Annotated in this window: 16 protein-coding genes and 8 pseudogenes; 6 read left to right on the top strand and 18 right to left on the bottom strand. The window is 38.6% G+C overall.

Annotated features, from left to right (window positions below; all coding sequences use genetic code 11):
- Window positions 1–82: 82 nt before the first annotated feature.
- The 8 genes and pseudogenes from pyk to MAQA_RS09980 all read right to left on the bottom strand — a co-directional run bounded on the left by pyk (window position 83) and on the right by MAQA_RS09980 (window position 11758).
- A pseudogene (pyk, locus tag MAQA_RS10020) lies at window positions 83–1826 on the bottom strand (pyruvate kinase).
- 225 nt (window positions 1827–2051) lie between these two features.
- A complete protein-coding gene (pfkA, locus tag MAQA_RS10015) occupies window positions 2052–3011 on the bottom strand; it encodes a 6-phosphofructokinase (protein WP_036073557.1) in 960 nt (319 codons plus the stop codon).
- Window positions 3012–3289: 278 nt separating this feature from the next.
- Window positions 3290–4243, bottom strand: a complete 954-nt coding sequence (locus MAQA_RS10010) for an acetyl-CoA carboxylase carboxyltransferase subunit alpha (protein ID WP_036073556.1) — start codon at window positions 4241–4243, stop codon at window positions 3290–3292.
- Window positions 4233–5123: an acetyl-CoA carboxylase, carboxyltransferase subunit beta gene (gene accD / locus MAQA_RS10005; RefSeq protein ID WP_036073554.1), complete on the bottom strand. Its 891-nt coding sequence runs from the start codon at window positions 5121–5123 to the stop codon at window positions 4233–4235. Before accD ends, MAQA_RS10010 begins: the two co-directional genes overlap by 11 nt.
- Window positions 5124–5331: 208 nt before the next feature.
- A pseudogene (gene dnaE, locus MAQA_RS09995) lies at window positions 5332–8665 on the bottom strand (DNA polymerase III subunit alpha).
- A gap of 98 nt (window positions 8666–8763) precedes the next feature.
- A pseudogene (locus MAQA_RS09990) lies at window positions 8764–9712 on the bottom strand (DHH family phosphoesterase).
- Between the two features lie 24 nt (window positions 9713–9736).
- Window positions 9737–11051 (bottom strand): annotated as a pseudogene (ytoI, locus tag MAQA_RS09985) (CBS-HotDog domain-containing transcription factor YtoI).
- Window positions 11052–11074: 23 nt separating this feature from the next.
- Window positions 11075–11758 carry a metal-dependent hydrolase gene (locus MAQA_RS09980; RefSeq protein ID WP_036073549.1) on the bottom strand — a complete coding sequence of 228 codons (684 nt, stop codon included), beginning with the start codon at window positions 11756–11758 and terminating at the stop codon, window positions 11075–11077.
- A 203-nt stretch (window positions 11759–11961) separates the two neighbouring features.
- Here MAQA_RS09980 and MAQA_RS09975 point away from each other — a divergent pair, with 203 nt between their 5' ends.
- On the top strand, window positions 11962–13056 hold the full coding sequence (locus MAQA_RS09975; RefSeq protein ID WP_036073547.1) for a M24 family metallopeptidase: 1095 nt from the start codon (window positions 11962–11964) through the stop codon (window positions 13054–13056).
- A gap of 45 nt (window positions 13057–13101) precedes the next feature.
- Here MAQA_RS09975 and ald read toward each other — a convergent pair whose 3' ends face one another.
- The gene (ald, locus tag MAQA_RS09970) at window positions 13102–14229 is read right to left on the bottom strand and encodes an alanine dehydrogenase (protein ID WP_036073545.1); all 1128 of its coding nucleotides are present in this window, start codon (window positions 14227–14229) and stop codon (window positions 13102–13104) included.
- A gap of 248 nt (window positions 14230–14477) precedes the next feature.
- Here ald and MAQA_RS09965 point away from each other — a divergent pair, with 248 nt between their 5' ends.
- Window positions 14478–14933 (top strand): universal stress protein, encoded by a 456-nt coding sequence (locus MAQA_RS09965; RefSeq protein ID WP_036073543.1) that lies wholly within the window; start codon window positions 14478–14480, stop codon window positions 14931–14933.
- A gap of 50 nt (window positions 14934–14983) precedes the next feature.
- Here the strand turns inward: MAQA_RS09965 and MAQA_RS09960 are convergent, their stop codons facing one another.
- From MAQA_RS09960 to tpx, 5 genes are all read right to left on the bottom strand, one after another.
- Window positions 14984–15346 carry a GIY-YIG nuclease family protein gene (locus MAQA_RS09960; protein ID WP_036073539.1) on the bottom strand — a complete coding sequence of 121 codons (363 nt, stop codon included), beginning with the start codon at window positions 15344–15346 and terminating at the stop codon, window positions 14984–14986.
- A gap of 37 nt (window positions 15347–15383) precedes the next feature.
- The gene (locus MAQA_RS16650; protein ID WP_420911945.1) at window positions 15384–15662 is read right to left on the bottom strand and encodes a DUF2087 domain-containing protein; all 279 of its coding nucleotides are present in this window, start codon (window positions 15660–15662) and stop codon (window positions 15384–15386) included.
- Window positions 15663–16234: 572 nt separating this feature from the next.
- Window positions 16235–17431 carry an acetate kinase gene (locus tag MAQA_RS09955; protein ID WP_036073754.1) on the bottom strand — a complete coding sequence of 399 codons (1197 nt, stop codon included), beginning with the start codon at window positions 17429–17431 and terminating at the stop codon, window positions 16235–16237.
- Between the two features lie 8 nt (window positions 17432–17439).
- Window positions 17440–18450 (bottom strand): class I SAM-dependent methyltransferase, encoded by a 1011-nt coding sequence (locus MAQA_RS09950; RefSeq protein WP_036073536.1) that lies wholly within the window; start codon window positions 18448–18450, stop codon window positions 17440–17442.
- Window positions 18451–18617: 167 nt separating this feature from the next.
- A complete protein-coding gene (tpx, locus tag MAQA_RS09945; RefSeq protein ID WP_036073752.1) occupies window positions 18618–19115 on the bottom strand; it encodes a thiol peroxidase in 498 nt (165 codons plus the stop codon).
- 170 nt (window positions 19116–19285) lie between these two features.
- Here tpx and MAQA_RS09940 point away from each other — a divergent pair, with 170 nt between their 5' ends.
- Complete coding sequence (locus tag MAQA_RS09940) at window positions 19286–20068, top strand: NAD kinase (RefSeq protein WP_036073534.1); 783 nt, start codon at window positions 19286–19288, stop codon at window positions 20066–20068.
- Window positions 20069–20130: 62 nt separating this feature from the next.
- Here MAQA_RS09940 and MAQA_RS09935 read toward each other — a convergent pair.
- The 4 genes and pseudogenes from MAQA_RS09935 to MAQA_RS16440 form a co-directional block, all read right to left on the bottom strand.
- Window positions 20131–20575: pseudogene (locus MAQA_RS09935) on the bottom strand (GtrA family protein).
- Window positions 20576–20594: 19 nt separating this feature from the next.
- Window positions 20595–21806 (bottom strand): tRNA uracil 4-sulfurtransferase ThiI, encoded by a 1212-nt coding sequence (gene thiI / locus MAQA_RS09930; RefSeq protein ID WP_036073532.1) that lies wholly within the window; start codon window positions 21804–21806, stop codon window positions 20595–20597.
- A pseudogene (locus MAQA_RS09925) lies at window positions 21807–22941 on the bottom strand (cysteine desulfurase family protein). It lies immediately after the preceding gene.
- Window positions 22942–23040: 99 nt separating this feature from the next.
- Window positions 23041–24753: pseudogene (locus MAQA_RS16440) on the bottom strand (septation ring formation regulator EzrA).
- 246 nt (window positions 24754–24999) lie between these two features.
- Here MAQA_RS16440 and MAQA_RS09915 point away from each other — a divergent pair.
- The 3 genes and pseudogenes from MAQA_RS09915 (at window position 25000) to rpsD (ending at window position 26307) form a co-directional block, all read left to right on the top strand.
- Window positions 25000–25489 (top strand): annotated as a pseudogene (locus tag MAQA_RS09915) (GAF domain-containing protein).
- Between the two features lie 214 nt (window positions 25490–25703).
- A complete protein-coding gene (locus MAQA_RS15725; RefSeq protein ID WP_241463192.1) occupies window positions 25704–25841 on the top strand; it encodes a hypothetical protein in 138 nt (45 codons plus the stop codon).
- Window positions 25810–26307, top strand: a complete 498-nt coding sequence (gene rpsD, locus MAQA_RS09910; RefSeq protein WP_052008564.1) for a 30S ribosomal protein S4 — start codon at window positions 25810–25812, stop codon at window positions 26305–26307. Before MAQA_RS15725 ends, rpsD begins: the two co-directional genes overlap by 32 nt.
- Window positions 26308–26475: the final 168 nt, after the last annotated feature.

The following is a 26475-nucleotide window of genomic DNA, read 5'->3' as shown; positions in this document are numbered from 1 at the left end:
CATTTACAGAGAATAAAAAAACATAACGAAAAAAAAGACCCATTAAGTACGAATCCCGCACTTAATGGGTCTAGCCTTTAGTTTAATGAGTAGCCGTTTTTCCGTTATAAACAGCACCTTGACGAGAATCAACTGTGATGATTTCACCATGGTTGATAAGAGTTGTAGCGTCTTTTGCACCTACAACAACTGGAATACCTAAGTTAATTCCAACAACCGCTGCATGGCTTGTTAAGCCACCTTCTTCAACAACAACTGCGGCACTTTTTTTCGAATGCAGGCATGATTTCTTTATCCGTTGTTTTAACAACAAGAATGCCACCTTGTTCTGCTTTTTCAAGTGCTTCTTTATTTGTCTTTGCAACAATCGCTTTTCCACTTACAGATTCACGACCGACGCCTTGACCTTTGACTACTTTTTCACCAATTAGTTGGATTTTCATCAAATTCGTTGTTCCACTTTCGGTAACTGGAACTCCAGCAGTGATGATAATTAAATCTCCTTGTTGAGCAAGTCCAGAATCAAGTGATTCTTTTACTGCTAGATCAAACATATCATCTGTATTTTGAACAGGATCTGCTAAACGAGCATAAACACCCCAAGAAAGAGCAAGCGAACGACAAACATGTTCGTTGAAAGTAACCGCAAGGATATGCGATTTCGGACGATATTTAGAGATCATACGCGCAGTGTGACCACTTTGAGTAGCGGCAACGATTGTTTGAACGTCTAAATTACGAGCAGTATGACCAACCGCTTGGCCAATTGCTTCCGTCATATCAGTATTTTGATGCATTTTAAGCGCAAACTTATCTTGCGTAATCAAGGCTTCTTCTGTGCGAAGAGCAATTTTCGCCATCATTTGAACGGCTTCAACTGGATAATCCCCAGCTGCAGTTTCACCAGAAAGCATAATTGCATCTGTTCCATCGAAAATAGCATTCGCAACGTCAGATGCTTCAGCACGAGTTGGACGCGGATTGCGTTGCATCGAATCAAGCATTTGTGTTGCTGTTACAACTGGTTTTCCTAACTTGTTACATTTTCTGATAAGTTCTTTTTGAACAATCGGAACTTCCTCAGCTGGAATTTCCACACCAAGGTCACCACGAGCAACCATCAATCCTTGAGAAACCTGAAGAATTTCGTCAATATTATCGACACCTTCTTGGTTTTCAATTTTAGGAATGATTTGAACATGTGTAGCATCATGGTCTTCCAAGATTTTTGTGATTTCAAGAACATCAGACGCACGACGTACGAATGAAGCTGCAATGAAATCGATTCCTTGTTCTAAACCAAAACGAATATCGTTTGCATCTTTTTCAGTGATTCCAGGAAGATTAATAGAAACGTTTGGCACGTTTACGCCTTTTTTGTTTTTCAAAACACCAGGGTTAAGAACTTTTGTTACGAGTTCACGGTTGGCATTATCTTTTTCAGTAACTTCAAGTCCGATAAGACCATCGTCAAGCAAGATACTTGAACCAACTTCTACATCATCAAAAAGTTCTGCGTAAGTAACTGAGAACTTTTCTTTTGTTCCTTCAACAGGTGTCATTGCAATGCGAACGATATCACCTTCAGCAAACTCTACTTTTCCGCCTGCCATATCGTTTGTGCGAATTTCTGGACCTTTTGTATCGAGCAAAAGAGCTACTGGAGTCCCAGTAATTTTTGCTGCTTCGCGAATATTTTTGATTCGCGCACCATGTTCTTCATAATCACCATGGGAAAAATTAAGTCGAGCTACGTTCATACCCGATTCAATTAGTTTTACTAGCGTATCAACGGATTCACTAGCAGGTCCAATGGTACAAATAATTTTCGTTTTTTTTCATCTTCACTACTCCTCCTAGAACTACCTATTCATATACACATTATAAACACATCTATTACATTTTACCAGTAACAGCTTTATGAAACAAGTTGTTTGTGAAAAAACAATCAAACTTATTCTTTTCTAAATAAGAATGATTCTTGTTTTCAAAAATTATTTTCAAAATTACACTTGAAAAAGGTCACTAAACTGCTTTAGTGACCCTCCCTCTTAAATTGAAAGAATAGATGCTAGTTTAAACATCTCATCATTCAACTGATGTTTTTCTTTTAAAATTTCTGTAATATCGTTTTCAACGATTTTATTTTCACGAATTCCAACAGCTAAACCGCCACGGTTTTCAAGCAAAAGGTCCACCGCACGAGCACCAAGTCGGCTTGCAAGCACACGGTCAAATGCCGTTGGACTTCCGCCACGCTGAACATGCCCTAAAACAGTAACGCGCGCATGGTAATCCCCGTATTGTGCAAGACGTTCAGCAAACTCATTTCCAGACATAACTCCTTCAGCAACAACAATGATGCTGTGCTTTTTACCACGTTCACGTCCCTTATTAAGACGCCCTACGATATCATCCATGTTAAATTCAACTTCTGGAACGATAATAGCTTCAGCGCCGCCAGCAAGCCCCGACCAAAGTGCGATATCTCCCGCATCACGTCCCATTACTTCAATGATAAATGTACGTTCATGACTTGTTGCCGTGTCACGAATTTTATCAAGTGCGTCTAAAACTGTATTTAGCGCTGTATCGAAACCTATTGTGAAGTCTGTTCCTGAAATATCATTATCGATTGTTCCCGGAATTCCAATTGTTGGGAAACCACGTTTAGTAAGAGCCTCAGCACCGTGATAAGAACCGTCTCCACCAATAACCACAAGTCCATCAATTTGATGCTTCTTAAGTTGTTCAATCCCTTTTAGTTGTCCTTCTTCCGTTGCAAATTCAGGGTAACGTGCAGAATATAGGAATGTACCCCCGCGTTGAACCAAGTCCCCGACTGAACCAAGTTCGAGTTTGTGGATATCTCCGTTTACAAGTCCAAGAAAGCCGTAATTAATTCCATAAACTTCTAAACCTTCATAAATAGCTTTACGCACAACAGCTCGGGCTGCTGCGTTCATACCAGGTGCGTCGCCACCACTCGTCAATATCGCAATACGTTTCATTTTTACTACCACCTCAGACTATGATTATTTTTCCATCACACGGTACTATTCTACCCTAATTCACTCGAAATGAAAAGTCTCAGGAGCGCATTTTTCAAAGCTTTTCTAAGGATAAATCCTCCATTTTTTAAATTGGTACTTTTAAAAAAAGCTTTTATAATGCAAGAAACGAGGAGTTTGGTCTATACAAATTTATTTTGTGAAAAAAGTTCTTAATAAAGAATTGATGTAAAAAAATATACAGAAGAAGCGTATTGACCCTGTCAATACGCTTCTCTTTAGGCTTCATAAACCCCGATTTTTTTAAATTTATTATACCGCTGTTCAACAAGTTGCTCTTCTGTGAATGCCATAAGTGTGTGCAACGACTTCGAAAGCGTTTGATCAATTAGTTCAGCTTGCTTTTTCAAATCATTGTGCGCCCCGCCTCTGATTTCCGGGATAATCCCATCAATAATTTCAAGTTCATAGAGATCATTTGCGGCAATACGCATTGATTCGGCTGCTTTTTGAGCGAGACTTGCATCTTTCCACAAAATCGCTGCCGCTCCTTCAGGTGTAATAACAGAGAAAACAGCATTTTCAAGCATAAAAATTTGATTACCCGCTCCAAGTGCAAGTGCCCCACCACTTCCACCTTCACCAATTACAATCGAAATGATAGGTACTTTCATATCGCTCATTTCATATAAATTCCTAGCAATTGCTTCACTTTGACCTCGTTCTTCAGCAGCACGTCCCGGATAGGCTCCTTTTGTATCAATCAAACAAATAATTGGCCGTCTAAACTTATCAGCTTGTTTCATCAAGCGCAAAGCTTTTCGAAAACCTTCTGGATGAGGCATGCCAAAATTGCGGTGTAAATTATCTTTTGTATCTTTCCCGCGCTGATGCCCGATAACTGTTACAGGAATCCCTTTGTATTTAGCAATGCCACCAACAATAGCAGCATCATCCCCAAAATAACGATCGCCATGGAGTTCCATAAAGTCTTCAAATAGAAGCGGAATATAATCGAGCGTTGTGGGCCTTTCTGGATGTCGTGCCACTTGAAACTTATCCCAAGCTGTCATATTCCCATAAATTTCCACTTCTAATTTTTCAAGTCGTTGTTCAAGCTTTTCGATTTCTTTTGAGAGATCGACTTCCGACTTGGCATTATATTCTTTCAGATCCGCAATTTTCGTTCGAAGTTCTAAAACTGGTTTTTCAAAATCCATTTCATTCGCCAACGGAAGTTCCCTCCTCATCTTCTTCAGGTTCTCTGTGGTGAAATGATAACACAAAGCGCAACTTTTCTTTCAGTTCTAAGCGCGAAATAACCGCATCAAGCTGGCCGTGTTTTAATAAAAATTCTGAGGTCTGAAAATCTTTTGGTAACTCTTCGCGAACTGTTTGCTCAATAACACGTCGGCCAGCAAAGCCAATTAAAGCCCCTGGTTCAGCAAAATTAAAATCACCAAGAGAAGCAAAGCTAGCCGAAACGCCACCAGTCGTTGGATGGGTCATCACAGTAATCGCAAGACCTCCGTGATTACTGAAGCGTTTAAAGGCAGCAGAAGTTTTCGCCATTTGCATAAGGGAAAGCATTCCTTCCTGCATTCTCGCCCCTCCAGAAGCTGTGAAAATAACAAAAGGAAGATTTAACTCAGCTGCTTTTTCAACTGCACGGAGAATTTTTTCACCAACAACACTTCCCATGCTTGCCATCCGAAAACGCGAATCCATGATAGCAATGACAAGTTTTTCCCCTTCAATAGCTGCGGTTCCAGTTAGAATAGCATCCTTTAGACCTGTTTTTTCTTGATCTTTTTCCACTCGCTCCATATAGTCTTCAAAGCCTAGTGGATTAGCAGGTTTAAGCCAAGCATCCAGTTCGCTAAAAGAACCTTCATCTACTAAGTAGCTAAGCCGCTTTTGGGCACCAATCGGATGATGAAAACCACAATGGCTACACACCATCAAATTTTTCTCAAGTTCCTTTGTATACATGATCTTTTTGCATTTTGGGCATTTTGTCATAATCCCTTCTGGAACATCATGTTTGGTCCCTTCTGCTGGGATCGCTGCATATTTTTTCTTCTTTGGTTTAGTAAATAAATCGCCTAACAAAGATGAAACCTCCCTACTACGCTTTCTAAATCAGATTTATGGCGGTAATAAAATGAATAAAATAAATTAAAAGTCCTTCTTTCACACCATAAAAGCCAAAAAACGAATTGCGGCAATAGTCAGCTGAAAACAGCTATTCATCACCGCAAGTCTCTTGTCCATTCTAAACTATACCATACTTTTACTTCTTTTAGGAAATGAAAAAAATTTACTTAAAGACAACATTTTCCGTCCCAAGCAAGCTAACAAGCTTTTCTTCTAGTTCTGTAGAGAAAGAAATTGAGAAAAAATCTGAGAGTTCTACTGTTTTTTTTTGTTGTTGCATAATGTAGGACTACTCTTGAATTTCCTTTGAATTCTTTCAAAATCATTTTCAATTGCCGAACTTGTTCATCACTTTCCACCTTTATAAATAAACGCTTAGGAATTTCAATTTTATCGAGCTGTTCTGCTTGATTGATAATCGCCTGCTTTTCTCCATTTCGTTCTTCAATTTTCACTTGTAAGGCTAATAGTTCCCCTTCTTGCAAAATCAAATTAAAGTTTCGATACGCCTCAGGGAACGCTACTGCTGAAAGTTCACCGCTATCATCAGAGACCGTTAAAAAGCTCATGTTCTCTCCTTTTTTCGTACGAATAACTTTTGTAGAAAGCACATAAACACCCAGCAAAGCAAACTGCTTACTTGAAACACTTGCGAGTGGCGTAACACCTAATTTTTTTTAGTTTTTCTTGGTAGCGAGTCACAGGATGAGCTGATACATACTGCCCAGTATACTCTTTTTCAAGTGCAAGTTTTTCTTTTTCTGGAAACTCTTCCGCTTCTTTATAACGCGGTTTCATCGTTTGAAAAAAGTCATCATCTGCTGTAAATAAGTTCATTCCCCGCTCATCGTTTCCAAGCAAACTAGAAAATTGTAAAACAGCTTGAATGGAGCCGATTAAAGTGGCACGAGTTTTTCCAAATTCATCGAAACAACCCGCGTAAATCAATGCTTCTAAAATGGCAGGTGTCAATGTTTTTTGTGGAATTCGCTCACAAAAATCAAAAAAGTCTTTAAAAGGAGCTTTTTTCCGCTCTTCAATGAGTGCTAAAACAAATTTATTTGGCACCTTGCGAATGACGCGGAAACTATAGCGGATTTGAGATGCACCTTCAACTTGAAAATAATAATGGCTTTGATTAATGCTTGGCGGAAGCATATTGATACCATATTTTTTTGCTTCCGTGACATATTGACTGATTTTCGCGTCATTTCCAAACACAGAACTTAGTAAAGCCGCCATAAACTCGGCGGGAAAATGTGCTTTTAAAAAAGCTAATTGAAAAGCAATTTTCGAATAAGCAGCCGCATGACTTCGGTTGAATCCGTAGTTAGCGAAGCGAACGATTAAATCATAAACCTCATTCGCACTTGTTTCTTGATATCCTTTTTTTAGGGCGCCTGAAACGAATTTCTCTCGTTGTTCGTTTAACACATCAGCCTTCTTTTTACTCACGGCTCGTCTTAAAAGATCCGCTTCACCGAGAGAAAATCCAGCCATGGTGCTCGCTACTTGCATAATTTGTTCTTGGTAAACAATGACACCATAAGTGACTTCTAAAATAGGTTTCAAATCTCTGTGTGGATAAACGATTTGTTCCTTGCCATGTTTTCTTGCAATGAATGTGTCAATTTGTTCCATTGGGCCCGGACGATAGAGTGCATCTACGGCAACAATATCTTCAAAAGAAGTTGGCACAAGATTTCGAAGGACTCGCCTAATTCCATCAGATTCAAATTGGAAAACGCCTGTTGTGTCCCCGCGTTTAAAAAGTTGTAAGGTCTTCTCATCATTAAGCGGAATATCCTGTAACGTCAAGTTTAAGTTACGATGGTAATTGACAGACCGAAGAACACGGTCAAGAAGACTTAAATTTCGCAACCCAAGAAAGTCCATTTTTAACAAGCCGATTTCTTCTAAATCTCCCATCGCATATTGAGTAAGCAAGGCTTCTTGGCTACCTTGTTGAAGCGGAACTTGATCAACAAGGGCTTCATCACTAATCACAATTCCGGCGGCATGTGTCGAGATATGCCGTGGCAATCCTTCAATCGAACAAGCCACTTCCCAAATCATCTCATTTTCTTTTGAAAAATGAATATGTTTTTCTAATCGCGGATTTTCCTTTAAAGCTTTTTCAAGCGTGATGCCAAGGGAATTCGGAATCAACTTGGCCCACTCTGCAAGCTGAACAGAGTTTAAACCAAATGTTCGCGCAGTGTCTCGTATCGCTGCTTTTGCTGCGAGCGTTCCAAAAGTTCCGATTTGCGCAACATGCTGTTCGCCATATTTTTTAACCACATAAGCAATGACTTCATCTCGCTTGTTATCAGGAAAATCTAAATCGATATCCGGCATGGTGACGCGTTCAGGATTCAAAAACCGTTCAAAAAGTAAATTATACTGGATAGGATCCACATCGGTAATTTTAAGCACATAAGAAACAAGAGAGCCAGCAGCTGAACCCCGACCAGGTCCCGTTAAGATATCGTGTTCCCGCGCATACTTCATCACATCCCAAACGATCAAAAAGTAGTCCGCAAACCCCATATCATTAATAATCCGCAACTCATAACTTAAGCGTTCCTCATAGTCAGACTGCCCGTCAAGCCCTCGCTCTTTTAGTCCCTGAACAGCGACTTTTGCTAGAGCATCGGTTGCTCTTTCACCCGCCTGAAGAGGAAAGCGTGGCAAAAGATGCTGATTCATTTTGATTTCCACTTGACAGCGTGCAGCAATTTTTCCAGACTCAAATAAAGCTTTTCGTTCAAAATCTGTGGTGTAGAGAGCTTCCATTTCTGCTTCGCTTGCAAAATAAGCAGAGCCTACAAGTTCAAGAGATTCCCAGTCTACTGTCGTATTATCTCGTATTGCCGCAAGAACTTCTTTTGCTTGTACGTCACGTGGCAAAATATAACGAACATCCTTTGTGACAGTGATTGGCAAGTTACGTGTTTCGGCGAAATTTTGAATCAGTTTTGCAAGTGTAGAATGTTCTTTTTGTAAGGTTAAGTAAAAGTACTCGGCACCCACTAACTCGGTATAATAACGAGCGACTTCATCTGCAAATTCTTCTTTTCCCTCTAATAAGAGCTGTTCAATTTCCCCGTTTTTCCCTGGAGAAAGAATAATAAGCCCTTCTTTATAAGAATTTAACCATTTGAGTGGTAAAACTTCTTTTTCATTCCGTGTTTTTATAGCGCTGGAAATTTTTAACAAGTTTTGATAGCCAGAAGTCGTTTCGGCAAGCAAAATGACTTCGTAGTCATTTCCCGAATGGATAACACCTTCAACGGCCACAGTCATTCCAATAACCGGCTTTATGCCAGCATTTTTGCACTCTTTATAAAATTCAACCACGCCATAAAGCGAGTTTTATTAGTCATAGAAAGAGCAGAATAATGGTATTCGTCTGCTCTTTTAACAAGTTCTTTTATTCGTGCCGTGCTCGATAGTAAATCAAATGCACTGGCCACTTGCAAATGAATAAATCCCATTATTCACACTCCTTTCTAGACATTCATCATGGACACTTCTTATTATAGCGGGAAAAAGCAGAAAAAGAAAGTATGTTCGTATAAAAAAGACCTTTCCGTTAAAGGTCTTTTTTATCATTTTCGCATAGCTGAATTAATTTATCGCGCATTTCTTGAACTTCTTGTTGCGTATAAACGGTTGCTCCAGAAGCAAGCGGATGCCCGCCGCCGCGATATTTTTTTGCAAGTTCATTAATGACCGGTCCCTTCGAACGAAGTCTAACTCGAATATCATCCTCTTCTTCGATGAACATTAGCCAAGCTTTAAGTCCTTTTGCATTTTCAACCGAACTCACAAGATTGGAAGCTTGTTTCGCAGTACAACCAAATTTATTTAAAATTTCTTTTGAAATGTAAATGGTCGCTGCTCCATTTTCTTCTAGTTCAAAATGCTCGAAAATATAGCCGGAAAGCCGCATCGTATTTAGTGGCACCTCATAAAGTTTCTGATAAAGTTCTGACCTATCAAACGAAAACTCAACCAGCTTTGCCGCCATCCGGAAGGTTTCTTCCGTCGTGCTCGGGTATAAAAATCTGCCTGTATCGCCAACAATGCCCCCATAAAGCAAACGTGCCGCAGTTTCATTCAAAACGAGTTCATCAGAAAATTCTTCGTAAAAAGCTGTTATCATTTCACTGCAAGAAGAAGCTTTCGTATTTACCCAAATTAAATCTCCATATGCATCATCATTCGGGTGGTGATCAATCTTAATGAGCCTATCGCCAAGAGAGTAGCGTTCATCATCAATTCGTTCGGTGTTTGCAGTATCACAAACAATGACAAGCGCGCCTTGATAGACATCATCTGAAAGAGAATCCAGTTGCCCTAAAAATGCAAGTGACGGCTCCGCTTCCCCGACTGAATAAACTTTTTTTCCCAGGAAAGCTGGCCCTGATGATAGCCGCAAGCCCCATCTGCGAACCATAAGCATCTGGATCCGGTCGAATATGACGATGAAGTATTACCGTCTCGTAGGCTTGAATGGCCTTTAAAATTTCTTTTTTCATTTTCTTTTTGCCCCAATCTTCTCGTTAACGTTCCATCATTTGACAAGCAACAATCGCTTTTCCAATTAAGATGCCCTCTAAGTAAAGCTCTACGTCCAGTTTTCCAGCTTTTCTTCCCATCTCAAGTACACGTGGCCTTACCTGTAAAACCGTATCCATTTGGACAGGCTTCAAAAAGTAAAGCGTTACATTTTCAATGGCCACATTTCGTTTTTTCATTGAAAACAGTTTTTGCTGGACAACATCACAAATAAGTTGCGTAAAAACGCCGTATGACAACGTTCCAATAGAATTTGTCATTTGAGGAGTTACTTTAAATTCGTAACTAACCTCACCTGAATCCTCATTTCTCTCATCCAGCTGCTTCGCAATTGTATCATCAATCGTTTCGCCAACTTGAGGTTGTTTCTGAATCATTTGCATCGATTTTAAGATATCTTGGCGACTAACGATTCCAATTAATGTCAGATCTTCTTTAACAACGGGAATCACTTCGATGCTTTCCCAAACCATCATATGAGCGACAGAGGCGACACTCATTTTCGGACCTACTGTAAGCGGATTCCTTGTCATAGCTCGTTCAATAGAAACAGATGGATTTTTATCAATAATGTCTTTACTAGTGATCATTCCCACTAGACGAAAAGCCTTATTAATAACAGGAAAACGACTGTGGCCAGTTTTTTCTTGCAACGTGTGCCAGTCTTCTACTTTTTCCGTTGTTTCCATATAAGCTGTTTCATCAAAAGGCGTTAAGATATCTTCTACCATCACGACTTCTTTTTTTTATTAATTGGTCGTAAATCGCTCGGTTAATCATTGTAGCAACTGTAAAAGTATCATAAGAAGTAGAAATAATAGGTAATTCTTTTTCATCTGCCAGTCGTTTAACGTGGTCACTTGTGTCAAATCCACCAGTAATCAAGACAGCTGCACCACGTTTTAAGGCAAGTTCATGCGCCCTGTCACGATTACCGACGATCAAAAGGTTCCCAGCATCTGTATAGCGTTCCATCGCTTCTATCGTCATCGCCCCGATAACGAATTTATTGAGTGATTTATATAAGCCTTCACGGCCACCAAGTACTTGCCCATCAATCATATTGACGATTTCCGCAAAAGTGAGTTTTTCGATACTATCTTTTTGTTTTCGTTCGATTCGCAGCGTTCCAACACGTTTAATGGTAGAAACAAAACCAAGCACTTCAGCGTCTTTAATCGCTCGATAAGCCGTTCCCTCGCTCACAGAAAGGTTTTTTGCAATTTTACGCACGGAGATTTTTTCGCCAACAGCTAAGTTTTCGATGTATTTTAAAATTTGTTCATGTTTAGTTGCCAATTGACTCACCTATTTCTTTTATTTTAAACTTCTAAACTCTCGCCTATTTCAAGTTTTATCCCTTCAATCCCAGCTGATAGTGAGGAAACAAACTTTTCGGGATCCTGAGCGATAAGCGGAAAGGTGTTGTAATGCATTGGAACAACTTTCTTCGCTTTTAAAAAGTCTGCGGCAATTTTTGCATCTTCAGGCCCCATTGTAAAATTATCGCCGATTGGAAGAAAAGCAAGTTCAAGAGGTTGAAGCTCTCCGATTAGTTTCATGTCTGAAAAAAGTCCAGTATCTCCTGCATGATAAATGTTTTTTCCTTCGATCGTAAAGACAAACCCATTGGGCATTCCAAAACTAACGACTTGTCCATTTACAACAGTTGATGAACCATGGAATGCAGGGGTGAGTTTTACAGAACCAAAATCAAAAGGCCGTTTTCCGCCAATATGCATAGAAGCGATATTAGAAATTCCTTGTAACCTAAAAAAATCTTCAAGATCAGCATTACAAATGATTTGTGCACCTGACTCTTTAGCAATTTGGACCGTATCTCCCACATGGTCATCATGACCGTGCGTCACTGCAATATAATCCGGCGTTTCGCTTTCAACAGAGAGATCACACTTTTCATTTCCCGAGATAAAAGGATCAACTAGAATCGTTTTTTCACCAGTTTGAATTTTAATACAAGATTGACCGTGAAATGACAATTTCATTTAAAAAACTTCCTTTCTTTTTTTATACTGTTTTAATACATTGATAAAAAATATTGATTTATTGGGAAACAAACTGTACTACTTTAATTCTATCTGTATTAGTACTGAAAAGCAACTGTTTCGAAAAAACAAAACAATATCAGGAATCTTCGAATCATGATATGATGAAGATGAAAATCAGATTGAAAGAAGGAAAAATAGTCATGGTAAAAAAATTAAATGAATTAAGAGAATGGATGGATATGCAAGGTGCTGAAGTTGCATTTTTGACCGATCCTGAGAACATTGCCTATTTAACCGGCTATCATAGTGACCCACATGAACGAGTACTTGGACTTGCCCTATTTAGTGAACATGATCCTTTTTTATTCACTCCTGCTCTTGAAGTTGAAGATGCAAGAGGAAGTTCGTTCAATTATGATGTTTACGGCTATCAAGATACTGAAAATCCTTTTGAAATCATCGCTCGTGAAATTAAAAATCGTGTAGCAAGTCCGACACGCATCGCGATTGAAAAATCTCATATGAGTGTGGATCGCTTTGAACAATTTTCAGGGCATTTTAAGGCGACCAGTTATCTTTCAATTGAAAATAAGTTGCAAATGTTACGTCTAATTAAAACTCCCGAAGAGCTTAGCATTTTGAAGGAAGCGGCTCTTCTAGCAGATGAAGCAGTAAAAATTGGTATAGCAGAAATTGCTGAGGGTAAAACAGAGACGGAAATCGTTGCAAAAATCGAGTATGAAATGAAGAAAAAAGGTATTAGTAAGATGAGTTTTGAAACCATGGTTCTAACTGGAGCAAATGGTGCGCTTCCTCATGGGACTCCTGGTGCAACTAAAGTCAAAAAGGGTGACCTTGTTCTCTTTGACCTTGGTGTAGTTCATAAGGGTTATTCATCTGATACAACTAGAACGGTTGCTTTTGGAGAAATTTCAGATGAGCAAAAACGAATTTATGAAACAGTACTTGAAGCACAACTCGCTGCAATTGATCAAGTCAAAGCTGGCGTTCCTGCAAAAGAGATTGATTTAGCAGCTCGTAATGTGATTCGAAAAGCTGGATATGGCGACTATTTCCCACACCGTTTAGGTCACGGATTAGGCGCGAGTGTGCATGAATTTCCTTCCATTACAGAAACAAATGAAATGCCACTTGCAGAAAATATGGTATTCACTATTGAACCAGGAATTTATGTACCAGGAATCGCTGGGGTAAGGATTGAAGATGATATTGTTGTTACAAGTGAAGGTTATGAAATTTTAACCGAGTTTACAAAAGATTTATTATCTGTCTAAACAAAAAAGAGTTCCTATTAATAGGAACCCTTTTTTTTAATTTTTTTATTTCGTTGGCGCATTCATAAGTGCGCTCAGTTCATGATATTCATAACCTAAGTCTTTTGCAACAGCTTGATAAGTTACATTTCCCTCAAACGTATTGACCCCTTTATAAAGATGGAAATCGTTCGTTACAGCTTTGATTAATCCTTCATTTGCCAATTTTAGCCCGTAGCGAAGTGTTGCATTGGTTAACGCCATCGTAGACGTACGTGGAACAGCACCTGGCATGTTCGCAACTGCATAATGTACAACGCCGAATTTTTCATAAGTCGGATTATCATGCGTTGTGACATGATCTGACGTTTCAAAAATGCCTCCTTGATCAATTGCAATATCAACAAGAACAGCACCTGGTTTCATTTGTTGTACCATATGTTCTTTAACAAGCTTTGGTGCTCGAGCGCCAGGAATCAAAACAGCTCCAATTACTAAGTCAGATTCTCTGACACACTTTTCAATATTGAAATCGTTACTCATCAAAGTTGTGACATCGGTACCAAAAATGTCATCAAGTTCGCGCAAACGGTGTAAGTTTAAATCTAAAATAGTTACTTTAGCGCCAAGTCCGATAGCAATTTTTGCAGCATTTGTCCCCGCAACACCGCCGCCGATAATGGTTACATTGCTTCGTTCAACTCCCGGTACGCCACTTAGAAGAACCCCCATTCCTCCGTTTATCTTCTGTAAAAACTGTGCTCCAATTTGTGTAGCCATGCGCCCAGCTACTTCACTCATTGGTGTTAGTAGCGGAAGCGAATGATCATCTAATTCAACTGTTTCATAAGCCACTGTATTGACTTTATTTTTGACTAGCGCTTCCGTCAATTCAGGTTCATTTGCCAAATGCAAATAAGTGAAAAGAAGTAATCCTTCACGGAAATACTGATATTCAGAAGCAATCGGTTCTTTTACTTTCACAACCATTTCAGCCGCCCAAGTTTCTTTTGCTGTTTCAACGATTTGTGCCCCTGCTTCTTTGTAATCTGCATCATGGAAATTCGAGCCTTCACCCGCTCCCTTTTCAACCATAACTGTATGTCCCGCATTCACATATGAAAGAACACTAGCTGGAGTCATTGCCACGCGATTTTCATTGTTTTTAATTTCTTTTGGTACACCGATAATCATGAAAAACCTCTCCTTTTGTGGGTACTAAGGCCCTTAGTTAACCGCTTACATTCGTATATTAACACAAAATACCTAAATTGCACAAACATATAGGATCGTTTACTCCAACTTTTTTGAATGGAATATTTTTAGTTTCCCAAAAAGCCTTAATTCCAATATTTTTTTAAATTTTTCCAGTTTTTAATGGTTGTTTCTACGAAAAAGGGGTAAAATATAAGTATTCAATAGATTTTTTGGGAGGGATTTTTATGTTACAACAGTATAAACGTATTCTTGTAGCTGTTGACGGATCAAAAGAAGCTGAACAGGCCTTTAAAAAAGCCATTCAAGTTGCTAAAAGAAATGATGGTGCGCTTGGTTTAGTCCATGTCATTGATACACGAGCTTTTTCTTCTGTTGCCAACTATGATACAAGCATGGCAGACAAAGCAACGGAATATGCAGATGAACTTTTAAATGGCTACAAAGAAGATGCAATGAAAGATGGCGTTTCTAAAGTTGAAACTTATATTGAATACGGTTCTCCGAAAACTGCGATCACAAAAGAAGCAGCTAGTGCCTTCCAAGCAGATTTAATCATGTGTGGCGCAACTGGTTTAAATGCGGTTGAACGTTTACTTATCGGAAGTGTTTCGGAATATGTCATCCGCCACTCCCCTTGTGATGTATTAGTTGTTCGGAATGAAGAACCAGAATACAACTAAACTTCATACTTACAACTTAAAATAAAAACGAAGCCTAGTGCTTCGTTTTTTTATTTATCCAATTCTTCAATTTTATGATAGCCTCGTTCGTCGAAAGGTTGCAATTTTTCTAGCCACTTTTTCTTCAACTGCTTCAGCTCAAATTTCATATCTGTAACATCTGTATTAGGCTTTTCAAATAATACGTGGTACTTAAAATGCTCTTTTCCAAAAATATTCCACTCTTCTTGGAGCATTTTGTTGGGATGACGGTTGGAATCTAAAGACATCACATAATACGACCAGCGATTTTTAAGATTCGGAACCGTATCAATAAAGATTTTTCCATTTTGGTCATTTTCTAACTGAATAACTCCATAATAAGTTTTCATTTCTTTATATTGCTGCTGTAATTCTTTTTTTTCTTTTCGCATCCATACTTTTTCTCCTTTAACTCAAGGGGCAAGAAAATTAAGATTCCTCTAACCAATATTGTTTTCCATCTGGCGTTCTGCCAATAAATCCATAATCAAATAAATAGCGGCGCAAAGTAACCGGATCAAAATAAATAACCTTTAATAATTGCGTGATTTCTTTCTCCGTGTAAATTTTATTCGGAGTAAGCTCCTCTTTAATACGATTTAAGAGAATAATAATTTTCTTTTGCTTTTTAGGCCAACGTTTAAGAACTACTCCCTCACTGAAATCAAAATAGGACTTTAACGTTTGGGCAGATTCTTCCTCCGTTATTGTAAAGCGATCATCTAAATTCCTTGCTTTACTTGGAATGGGGAAAAATGAGGTCTCTTCCCCAGTTCCAAACGTATTCTCATATTGTGCAAGATAGAGCTTCGCTTGCTTGGCTTTTTCTCGGAAAGTAAATTTCTGGTGTCGAACTGTTGAAGCAGAAAGTTCTAATTCAAGTGCTATTTGAGCATCTTTTTCTCCGCTACTAAATGCTTTTAGTAACGTTTTTTTGCTTTTCTGTCAACGTATTATATTTACTTGGCTCTTCTCTAAGAATGGTCGCATTACCACCGTGAGCCTTCAAAATATGTTCCGTTATCGCTTGACTAGCCTCATAGAGTTTCCCAGAGAAAGAATAAACCTGACCTTCTTCAAATTTTTTCTCACAATAATTGCAGAGAAATTGGTTTTTTTTGTTGATAAAATCCTTGTTTCACTTCTTGATAGGTTCGTTTATTTAGATCCACATTCTCACCTCGATCCCAAAATAAGTTTATCATATTAATAAACAAAAGTAAAATTCATTTATGTAAAAAACAAATAAAAAAACCTTCCATAAGGAAGGTTTTTAAGTATTATGCTCGTTCTTTTTTAATTTTCTCAACATCGCGAGCAATCATTAATTCTTCGTTAGTTGGGATGACAATCACTTTAACTGGAGAGTGCGGATAATTCAAGAATGCTTCTTCCCCATGAACTTGGTTTAAAGCAGGATCCCAATATACGCCCATAAATTCAAGACCATGTAAGACTTTTTCACGAATGAAAGAACTATTTTCACCAATTCCCGCAGTGAAAATGACTGCATCAACACCGTTCATACGCGCTGCATAAGAACCAATATATTTATGGATACGATCCACAAAGACCTCAAGCGCTAAATCTGCACGTTCATTGCCCTTAGACGCTGCTTCTTCTAAATCACGCAGATCACTTGAAATTCCAGAAACTCCAAGCATACCAGATTCTTTATTTAAGACATCAAGTACTTGTTCAGCAGTCTTTCCTGTTTTTTCCATAATAAATGGAATCAAAGCTGGGTCAATATTTCCTGAACGAGTTCCCATTGAAACACCAGCAAGTGGTGTAAAGCCCATCGAAGTGTCTGTTGATTTCCCGTTTTGAATAGCTGCAATACTTGCTCCATTTCCTAAGTGACAAGTAATTAAACGAAGTTCTTCGACCGGACGACCAAGTAGTTCCGCAGCTCTTTCAGAAACATATTTATGACTCGTACCGTGGAAACCATATTTTCGAATACCATAATCTTCATAGTAGCTGTATGGCAAACTATACAAATAGCTCGATGGTGGCATTGTTTGGTGGAAAGCCGTGTCAAAAACAGCAACTGAAACAATGTTAGGTAAAATTTTCTTGAAAGCTTTAATTCCAGTGGCATTCGCTGGATTATGCAGAGGGGCTAGCTCAGAAAGAGCTTCAATATCTTTAATCACTTGATCGTCAATATAAACAGACTCAGGGAATTTTTCACCACCATGTACAACACGATGGCCAACGCCTGTAATTTCATCATACGATTGGATGATATTGTGTGAGATCAACTTATCTAGTAACATGTTTACAGCTACTTCATGATCAGGGATATCCGTTGTTTCTGTGATTTTTTCCCCATCCACAGTAATCGAGAAGATTGAATCTTTAAGACCAATTCGTTCGACGATTCCTTTTGTAATAACTTCCTCACTTGGCATATCATAAAGTTGAAACTTCAGAGAAGAACTCCCTGCATTAATTGCAATTGTTTTTTCCATTGTTTTTTTCAATTCCCTTCTTGTTTGTTCTCTTGAAACCATTTTTCAATTTGTGCCAAAATTGGCGCTGTCGATCGCGGATCTGAGAGTGAGGTTAAATTAGCTAGCAACACTTCTTTCGGTGCACGTACTCCTTCTCCAGCTTTTTGCAAAATCAAGATGCTTTTTCTTGCATTTTCAGTTTGAAATAGACTTTCTGGTAATTTGATGATTCCTTCTAAGAAACCATGTTTTTTTATAAATCGGTCCAACTTAGCAAAGTCATCTGTTGCAAACATATTTTCTGGAACTATGAAAAATAAATAGCCCCCTGGTCTAGTATAACGTAAGCCTTGCTCGATAAACAAAAAGTGTGCGAAGGAATGCCCGCTTTCCTGTCTCAGTTCAAATGCTTCTGCACGTTCATCGTTCGGATAATAGCCGACCGGCAAATCGCTTACAACGGCATCAACTGGATCAACCAGCAAATTAGCAAGACCATCTTGGTGAAGAAGTGTCATATCTACTTTTTCGAGATCTGAACCAACAAAAGCAAGAGAAATTAGCAAGTCATCAACTTCTATGCCAGTTGCTTTAATTTCAGCACCGCCACGCAGTTTAAGTTGATTGATGACCGTTGTTAGTAAGTTTCCCGTGCCAACAGCAGGATCTAGTAATGCGATTTGTTTCTGTCCTTCTAATGCTTTTTCCACCAAATAAGCCAAAATGAAGCCGATTGAATCAGGCGTCATTTGGTGATTCATTTGAATGCCATGCTTCATACCTTTTAAGAGCGCCAGCTGAAACCCCTTTCGAATTTCTTCAGAAGAATAATCTTCCAAGTTGAGTGAATGGTACTTTTCAGCTAAATTCGCTACTTGCTCTTCTGTTAGCTCATCTTGTTGTAGTACTTCATTTTGAAAAAGGTTTTCACTTGTTTCGTAAACAGCTTCTAAATAACTCATTTCAAGAGCATTTTGTAAAATGATCGCTGTTTCATCAAGAACTTGAAAAACTTTTGTGGTTGTTTCGTTAGCCAAAGCGAACACCTCGAATTTTCATCATTTAACACCAAAATTATTATAACGTATTTCCACATACCTTGAAAGCTTTTTCTTAAAAAAGCACCTCTTTTATAGTACAGTTTTTCTAAAAAAATAATACAGAAAAAAGCTTCCCGTTAAAAACGAGAAGCTTTTTTCTATAATTAAGCCTTTTTAGCAGCTTCAATTGCTTTTTCGTAGTCAGGATGATTTGTCCCTTCACTTACGTATTCAGCGTAAACGATTTCACCCGCTGCATTCACAACAAAGACAGAGCGTGCAAGCAACCTCAATTCTTCCATGACAACACCATAAGCTTTCCCAAACGAAAGATCTTTGTGATCAGAAAGTGTAATAACGTGGTCAAGACCAGAAGCAGCACACCAATTTTTTTGCGCAAAAGGTAGATCAACCGAAATAGTCAAAACAACTGTATTGGGTAGTCCCCCGGCTTCTTCATTAAATCGTCTAGTTTGCGCGGAACAAACACTTGTATCAATCGAAGGAACGACACTTAAAATACGGATCTTTCCATCATAATCATGCAGAGAAACTGGCTCAAGATCATTATTCAAAACCGTAAAATCCGGTGCTTGATTTCCCATTTTTTGTTCTGTTCCAAGAAGCGTCATTTTTTCACCTTTAAAAGTAACATTAGCCATGCCATTCTCCTCCTCCAAAAAATCTTTTCCTTCTCCATTGTAGAAAAAAACCGCACTGAAAGCGAACATTCTGCCTCAATGATTTGAAAGGTAAATTTGTAAAAAGCATGTTAAAATTAAAGAAAGGCTTTCAATAAAGGAGGAGCTCCAAATGTCCAAACAAATTTTTCATTTTTCATATCGTAAAACGGAAGAACTTCATCAAATCGCTAGAGACCTCAAAAAAATTAGCGGTTGATTACGGGTATCAACTTACGGAAGATTATACCAAAGCTACAGTAATCATTAGCATTGGTGGAGATGGTGCATTTTTAAAATCCGTTCGAGAAACACATTTTCGTCAAGACTGTTTATACGCTGGGATTGCCTTGACTGAGCAACTTGGACAATATTGTGATTTTCACATTCATCAGCTAGAAGAAATTATGAAAGCGGCATCTGAAGAACGCTGGCTCGTTAGGCGTTATCCAACAATTTATGGTACAGTGAACAATACCAAGGCTTTTTATGTGCTGAATGAATTTAATATTCGTTCTTCTATCATTCGAACCCTTACAATGGATATTTTCATCAATGAGCGACATTTCGAAACTTTCAGGGGTGATGGCATGGTGATCGCCACTCCAACAGGGAGCACAGCCTATAATAAATCAGTAAACGGAGCAATCATCGATCCTTTGCTTCCATCCATGCAGGTCAGTGAACTAGCTTCCTTAAACAATAATCGGTTTCGAACGCTTGGCTCTTCTTTTGTTTTAAGTCCAAAACGAAAGCTCCATATTAAAATTGGATCGGATGAAAATAATGAATTCCCGCTCATCGGAATGGACAGTGAAGCGTTAAGTATCCAGCATGTGCACGACATTCATCTCGAAGTAGGCGATCGCTTCATCAATATTATTAAACTACCTGATAATTCCTTCTGGGATAAAGTAAAACGAAATTTCCTTTAAATGAAAAACTCGAAGTCATAATCAAATGACTTCGAGTTTTTTACAAGCAAAAATTCAAGATATTATTTTTTTTGGATTTTAAAAATGATCCATTTACTGAACACATAATTCAAAACAAGGACAATCACATTGACCCAGATTTTCGACCAAGTTTCATTGATGTGCATCATGCTGATGAAGACTACCATCATGAGCATATCGATCAAATAAGTCAAGAATCTGAACCCGAAAAATGAACTCGCCTCTCTTAATTTATCTTTCCAAGTGGGAGTATAACTTTCAAACACATATTTTTTATTAGTTAGATAGGCAAACAGCACCGATAAAATCCATGCAATCGTATTTGCAACTCGGTAGTCCCAGTTTAAAAAGGACGCAAAAAACCAAGAAACTTACAATATTGATCAGAGTTGTGATTCCGCCCATAACAAGGTACATTAAAATACTGTGTAAATTTTCTGTGTACCAAGGAAATGTGTTAATTAACCACTGCTTTAATTTTTCCATTTTCGTCTCTCTTTCTGGATTAAAATAAGTCTTTGAACTCATCCTTTATTGTTTGTTCTTGAGTTACATCTACAGAAAACGTTTCAACTTTTTGTAAGGCTTTCTCAATCAAACTTGAAAAATCGATAAAACTTTCATAGTATTTGACCTTGTCGAGTTTAGGCTTAGTTTTTGGAGATGCAGGTGTGAAAATCGTGCAACAATCTTCAAAAGGTTGGATAGAAAGTTCAAAAGTATCGATGGATTTCGCAATATCGATGATTTCATTTTTATCCATTGTCACAACAGGACGAATAATAGGCGTCGTTGTGACATCATTGATCGCGATCATGCTTTCAAGTGTTTGACTAGCAACCTGTCCAAGACTCTCCCCGTTTACAATAGCAAGTCCGTTTCTTTTCTTGCGAAGTTCCTCAGTAATTTGAAGCATAAGCCGTCTTGTTACTGTCATGACATATCCTTCTGGAATTTGTTTTTTTATCATCTCTTGAATTTCAGTAAATGGTACTACATGCATCTGTATTTGACCACTATATTTAGCGATTTTTCGTGTCAGATCAATCGCTTTTTGTTTAGCTTGTTCACTCGTGTAAGGCGGACTATGAAAATGGACGGCTTCCACCTCAACGCCTCGCTTCATTGCTAAATAACCAGCTACTGGACTATCAATTCCTCCAGATAGCATGAGCATAGCCTTTCCTGACGAACTAACAGGCAGCCCCCCAGCGCCTTGAATGATCTGTGAAGAAAGAAAAACGCCGTCTGCACGCACTTCAACATTCAGTTTGATATCTGGCTGTTTTACATTGACGGCAAGATCAGGGATTCGTCGTAAAACGGCTGCTCCAATTTCTTGATTCAATTCATTTGAATCAAGCGGAAAATCTCGATACCCACGCCTTGCAGCCACTTTGAAAGTACCACCAGGCTGATGAGTGTCATTCACAAGTTGAAAAGCAGCTTCTTTCACTTCTTCAACGTCTAGCGCTGTTTTGATAACCGGACTAAAAGATTGAATGCCAAAAATAGATTTTAACCGGTCTAAAACGGGTTGAACAGGAGCCCCGTTCAAAAACAACTGCATCCGGTCACGCTCTCCGTAAACAGTTATATCTGGCATATCCTTAACAACACGTCTTACATTAGCTGCAAGCCGTGCTACAAATTGTTTGCGATTTTTTCCTTTTGTTGATAATTCACCATAGCGAATTAAAATGCGTTCAAATTCCAATTATTTCACCACTTCGTTTATTTTTTCTAGTACTTCTCGAAAAGCTACGATAAACTGCTCTGCTTCAGCATCAGTGTTTTCATAGCCCAAACTAATCCGGATTGCACCTGTTGCCTCTTCATCAGAAACGCCCATAGCTTTTAAAGTGCTACTTGCCAATTTCGCTTTTGATGAACAGGCGCTTGTTGTGGAAACAAAAATTCCCTTTTGCTCAAGAGCATGGACGAGCACTTCCCCTCTGTGTCCCCTAGCAGAGAGACAAAGAATATGGGGAGCCATGCAAGCTTTCTTAGAGTGCACATGAATTCCCTCAATTTGGCTTAGTTCTTGCAATAAATAGTCTCGAATGGCAAGCACATCTTTAAGTTTATTTTCTTTTTCAGTGAGCACAAGACGAAGTGCTTTTGCAAAAGCAACCGCTCCTGCAGTATTTTCAGTCCCGCTACGAATTCCTCCTTCTTGCCCACCACCTAACATTTCAGAATGAAGCTCGATCCCTTTTTTCTTATAAAGCAGTCCCGTGCCACATAATCCGTGTAACTTGTGCGACGAAACCGACAATAAATCGATGCCATTTAAATCAAGCTCACACATTCCCATTCCTTGAATATTATCCACATGAAAAAAAAGCTTGGTGCTTGCTTAATCGGTTACTAATTTCTTGGATAGGCTGAATGCTCCCTACTTCATTATTAACATGCATCACCGAAACAAGAATCGTATCTTCACGTAAAGCATGTTCAAAATCACTCACCCGAATGACCCCCTGTTCATCAACAGGAAGATAGGTAACAGTAAAGCCTTCTTTTTCCAGTTCCCCCATAACCTCTTTAACAGAAGGATGTTCCACCTGAGTTGTAATTAAATGTCTTCCCCGGTTTTTATAACGATGGGCTATTCCTTTGAGTGCCAAATTATTACTTTCCGTTCCACCTGACGTAAAAATAAGTTCATCACTGTGTACACCTAGCAACTGAGCTATTTGTTTTCGCGCTTCTTCATGGAGTTCTCGAACCTTTTGACCAAAAGCGTGTAGCGAAGAAGGATTCGCAAAATAGCGGCTTGCTACTTTTGTATAGGTTTCTAAAACAACAGAATAAGGTTTTGTTGTCGCACTATTATCTAAATAAATCATGTTTCAAAGCCGCCTCCTAAAACTTACCTTTCCTATTTTAACATAAGCTGTCAAGCACGCAAAAGAAGGACGCAGGTTTTTGATTAACCTGCGCCATTCTTATTCATGCTCACTTGTTTGCTCAAATGCCTTTTCGATCTTTTTAAATGCACTAGGTTCTACCTTTTCAAGTGCAGTAACTGCAATTTCTAATGCTTTTTTATAGTTATAATCTCCATAAAAGTGTCGTTCAGCTTTATTTAAGCTTTCTGCAAGCTCAGGGTAGTCCATCCGGTAGCGGTTCGAGTACTGAACCACCGCCTCAAGAAATTTAGCATTCTCTAAAATATCCTCTGCTTTTTCTTGTAAATGTGCCAAATCCTCTTTAGCGATTTGCCGATTTTTCGCGACAGACTTAATATTCAGAGGTCGTTCGACAAGAGACTGTTCCATATTTTCTACCGAGTTTAAGAAATGCTCTTGTAATGAAGCAAACTCTTCAGGAATCCCAGGTAGACGCGCACGTGATAAATTCCGCTCGATTTGATTACAAATGCGTTTCATTTCGTCCGCATCTTCTCGTGCTTCTAGCTCGTCTTTACGAAGTGAACGCAAATCTTCCCCAATCGCATCTTGTTTTTCAGCAATTTCAGCAAGTTCTGCTTCAATTTCACGAAGGGTGTCTTGCATAGCTGAATATGCAATAGCCGCTTCTTTTTGTAAAGCACTAACACGGGCGAAGTTTTCCTTTTGTTCTGCGAGAGAGGCTTGTGTTTTTTAAATAAGCCGCAAGTTCTTCTTCAGAAATATGATAAGTCCCTTTAACTTCCGCAATTTGCTCAGAAAGTTTTTTCCGAAACTTGTTCTTGCTTTTCGAGTTTTTCAGCAATTTTTTCTTTATTTTCAAGAATAAATGACCGAGCGTGCACTTCACCTTCTAACGTATCATAGAGCAAATCTGTTTCGACTTTTACTTCATGAATCAAAGACTCAGCAGCATCAATTTCGCGTTGAGAAAGCTTTTCTTTAATCTTATCTATTTGTTTTTTCAGTCGTTCCATTTCTTTTTGAATGCCAAGTTGTTCTAAGTAGTAGCCCTCTGCAAGCATTTCTGCGTAACCAGCTTCAAGTTTTACAAGTTCACTTGGCACCGTATTTTCAGCTTCATGCAGAAGTTTTGGCGTCCGTTCCATTTCTTCATCTAGTGAAGTGATTTTTATTTTCGTTGCTAGAATCACTTCACGTGCTTCAAGGTGATCTCCTTGATCTGTTAGTGTATCATACTGATTGATTTCTGCCTGAATTTCATCAAGTTCCTTTTCAAAGGCATTTTGAGCCTTTCCAAGTTTGAACCCATGTGTCAAGATGAAGCGTCGTAGTTCGGCAAGTTTTTCTTTAGTTGCACGGCTTTCAAGCGCATTTTTTTTCTTCACTGGCTAAAAGCTCTCGCAGCCCATTCAAGATTTGATTAATTTGATTTTCAATCGTGACAAGCATTTGTTCTAAATCATTCTCATCTTGAGTAGCTGAACCAAATCGGTAGTGATTGATGTTCATTTCTGCGTTTAAAAGCACTTCTTCTACATCTGGAAATAATTTGGTCGAGATTTCGTCCCAAGAACTGCGCCATGACTCGAACAATTTTTCCGTTTGTCCAGTCAACTTTAATTTTTTTACTTTCGAAAGTTCATCGATCACCGGAAGATCACGCAAGTGCTCACACTTTGCTTCTAGTTCCCCAATCCTCGTCGAATGTTTCTTTTTCAGCCAATATCCGGTACCAAAAAGGGCGATGATCACCACGATAAAACCGATTAAAATATAATAAAACATTCAAAATCCTCCCATCTGCTTATTACCGATCCAACTAGTGTCTTTTTCTTTAATAAAAATAGATAAAGCCCTCTTTTATATTTTATCGGTACATGTACACAATACACATGGTCTATTTTACCACGATTTATAGAATTTTACTTCTCTTGTCTCATAAAAATGAAAAAAAGTTTTTGAACTGTTAGTCAGACTCAGAATATGCTATAATTTGAGCACTTATTTTTATACGAAAGTGGTGTTGTAAAAGTGATTGAAATTCCAAAATTTCAAGGGACAAAAGAAGAAATTTATACTCTTTGCTTAAAGCAAGCAAAAGCTTTGATTAGCGGAGAAAAAAAACCTTATCGCCAATTTAAGCAATCTCTCGGCACTTTTAAATCAAGCGCTTGATCAAATTAATTGGGTAGGCTTTTATCTATTTGAACAAGAACAGGATGAACTTGTTCTCGGTCCCTTTCAAGGGCTACCCGCTTGCATACGCATTCCGCTTGGTAAAGGTGTTTGCGGGAATGCTGCAAAAGATCAAAAAACTTACATCGTTCAAGATGTTAATGCTTTTCCAGGACATATAGCTTGTGACGCACAAAGTCGTTCTGAAATTGTCGTCCCCCTTGTTTTAGAAGGAAAGCTTATCGGAGTTCTTGATATCGATAGCCCAAACATCAGCCGGTTTGATGAAACAGACAAGTTATATTTGGAACAAATTTGCGAAGCTCTTCTTACTGAAATTCATTGACAAATCAAGCAATTTTATACTATACTAGACTTTGTGTAAAACGCAGCTTGTATGAATGCTGGAGAAAGATCGTTGTTCACCCCCGACTCTTGTCGTGGAATATTGTGTAACCCTGCGGCTGCTAAGGTGAAGATATTTAAAGGTGAACTGCCCTCTCTCTACGTCGTGCTCGTTTGTTTTTATGCTAAAAACAAATTAAAGGAGGAGTCACTTAATGGCTCGTTATACTGGTCCAAGCTGGAAAGTTTCCCGTCGTCTTGGGATTTCACTTTCTGGAACAGGTAAAGAAATTGAGCGTCGTCCGTACGCTCCAGGACAACATGGTCCTAATCAACGTAAAAAAAATGTCTGAATATGGTTTGCAACAAGCTGAAAAGCAAAAATTGCGTCATATGTACGGACTAACTGAACGTCAATTTAAAAACACGTTCAACAGAGCAGGAAAACTTCAAGGTAAACAAGGTGAAAACTTCATGATTCTCCTTGAACAACGTCTTGATAATGTCGTTTACCGTATGGGACTTGCTCGCACTCGTCGTGCTGCTCGTCAACTTGTAAACCATGGTCACATCTTAGTAGATGGAAAACGCGTTGATATTCCTTCTTACCAACTTTCTGTTGGCCAAGTAGTTTCTGTTCGCGAAAAATCTTCTAAAAATTCGTCTATCGCTGAAAGTCTTGAAGTATCAAGCTTTGTGCCTGAATACGTGACATTCGACGCTGACAAACTTGAAGGTTCTTTAAACCGCCTTCCTGAACGTGCAGAACTTGCTGCTGAAATTAATGAAGCCTTTATCGTTGAATTTTATTCTCGTTAATTCTTCATATCGTTTCAAAAAAGACTTTGCTTTTCATAGCAAAGTCTTTTTCGTTTTTAAATGACAAATTTGTAAGTTGACACCACTGATTTGTCACCTCTAACACGGGATTTTATCTGTAAAACCCTTTATACTATAATTATCTTATAAATGAAAGAAGGCAAAACA

Source organism: Listeria aquatica FSL S10-1188 (assembly GCF_000525795.1).
Lineage (GTDB): Bacteria > Bacillota > Bacilli > Lactobacillales > Listeriaceae > Listeria > Listeria aquatica.
This window is presented reverse-complemented; position numbering and strand designations above follow the sequence as displayed.

What these genes read in the sequence shown, in the direction of transcription:
- pfkA (WP_036073557.1), bottom strand. Translation starts at nt 3,011, where the DNA reads ATGAAACGTATTGCGATATTGACGAGTGGTGGCGACGCACCTGGTATG.
- MAQA_RS09980 (WP_036073549.1), bottom strand. Translation starts at nt 11,758, where the DNA reads ATGAAATTGTCATTTCACGGTCAATCTTGTATTAAAATTCAAACTGGT.
- MAQA_RS09975 (WP_036073547.1), top strand. Translation starts at nt 11,962, where the DNA reads ATGGTAAAAAAATTAAATGAATTAAGAGAATGGATGGATATGCAAGGT.
- ald (WP_036073545.1), bottom strand. Translation starts at nt 14,229, where the DNA reads ATGATTATCGGTGTACCAAAAGAAATTAAAAACAATGAAAATCGCGTG.
- MAQA_RS09965 (WP_036073543.1), top strand. Translation starts at nt 14,478, where the DNA reads ATGTTACAACAGTATAAACGTATTCTTGTAGCTGTTGACGGATCAAAA.
- MAQA_RS09960 (WP_036073539.1), bottom strand. Translation starts at nt 15,346, where the DNA reads ATGCGAAAAGAAAAAAAAGAATTACAGCAGCAATATAAAGAAATGAAA.
- MAQA_RS09955 (WP_036073754.1), bottom strand. Translation starts at nt 17,431, where the DNA reads ATGGAAAAAACAATTGCAATTAATGCAGGGAGTTCTTCTCTGAAGTTT.
- tpx (WP_036073752.1), bottom strand. Translation starts at nt 19,115, where the DNA reads ATGGCTAATGTTACTTTTAAAGGTGAAAAAATGACGCTTCTTGGAACA.
- MAQA_RS15725 (WP_241463192.1), top strand. Translation starts at nt 25,704, where the DNA reads ATGGCTCGTTATACTGGTCCAAGCTGGAAAGTTTCCCGTCGTCTTGGG.
- rpsD (WP_052008564.1), top strand. Translation starts at nt 25,810, where the DNA reads ATGGTCCTAATCAACGTAAAAAAAATGTCTGAATATGGTTTGCAACAA.